Source organism: Pseudomonas sp. NY15437 (assembly GCF_048068435.1).
Taxonomy (GTDB): domain Bacteria; phylum Pseudomonadota; class Gammaproteobacteria; order Pseudomonadales; family Pseudomonadaceae; genus Pseudomonas; species Pseudomonas nitroreducens_B.
Window position 1 is genome coordinate 1 of record NZ_JBLUQC010000039.1, and the last position, 1,180, is coordinate 1,180.

At 56.4% G+C, this 1,180-nt stretch carries 1 protein-coding gene; it reads right to left on the reverse strand.

The window, feature by feature from the left end; translation table 11 throughout:
* Positions 1 to 22 precede the first annotated feature (22 nt).
* A complete protein-coding gene (locus ACNFIA_RS31920) occupies positions 23 to 1,108 on the reverse strand; it encodes an IS630 family transposase (protein ID WP_416790993.1) in 1,086 nt (361 codons plus the stop codon).
* Positions 1,109 to 1,180: the final 72 nt, after the last annotated feature.

Below are 1,180 nucleotides of genomic sequence, written 5' to 3' on the forward strand. Positions count from 1 at the left end.
TGTGGCGTTTCACAAATAACACTCATATTTTTCGGCCTAGCGCCTCGGCTGCCCGGCCGACGCTCGCCAAGATTTCATCGGCCTTTCGGTGCCAGCGAAAGGGTCGAGGGTTGGCGTTGTGAGTGGACAGGTAGTACTCAATAGACTCCTCCAGATCTTTCACGCTGGTGTGTGCCTGGCGCTTGATCCACTTCTCGCTCAGCGTCGAGAAAAAGCGCTCCACCAGATTCAACCAGGATGCCGAAGTCGGCGTGAAATGTACTTGGTAGCGCGGATGCGCCGCCAACCACGCTTTCACTTTGTCGGTCTTGTGTGTTGCGTAGTTGTCCATTACCAGATGAACAGGCATGTCCTCTGGTACGTTGGCGTCCACCTCTTTGAGGAACGCGAGAAACTCGGTGCTTCGATGACGGCGCTTCAATCTCCCGATGACCTCACCCGTAGCGATATCCAGCGCCGCGAACAGCGAGGTGGTTCCGTGGCGCTTGTAGTCGTGGGTGCGAGTAACGGGTTTGCCCGGAGCAAGAGGTAAGCCCGGCTGGGTACGGTTCAGCGCCTGAATTTGGCTTTTCTCGTCGATACAGAGCACCAGGGCCTTTTCGGGCGGGTTGAGATAGAGCCCAACGATGTCGTGGACCTTGTCGACGAACAACGGGTCGGTCGAAAGCTTGAAAGTCTTTTCCAGGTGAGGCTTGAGGCCGAAGGCATGCCATATCCGCATGACGCTGGCTGGAGAAACCCCGGTTGCCTGACTCATTGAGCGAGTGCTCCAGTGACTGGCATCTTCGGGCTTGGATTGCAGTACCTGGTTAACCACGGCCTGTACTTGTTCATCGGTAATGCTGCGAGGCCGGCCTGAACGATGTGCGTCATTTAGACCATCGAGTCGCAGCCGACTGAATCGCACTCTCCAACGCGAAACCGTGTGCACACCGATGCCAAGCCTGCGGGCGATCGAGGTACCTGACTCTCCACCTGCGCACGCCAGGATGATTTCGGCCCGAATGCGGGATTCAGCAGGGCCTTTACGCTGTCGGGAGCGACGGAGCAGTTCGATGTGTTCTTCGTCACTCAGCTCAATCGGGGCAGCAGGACGGCCGGTTTTCATATGTTGCTCCAAGGCATCTCTGATGCTGAAAAGCCTAGACCAAAATATGAGTGTTATTTGTGAAACGCCACA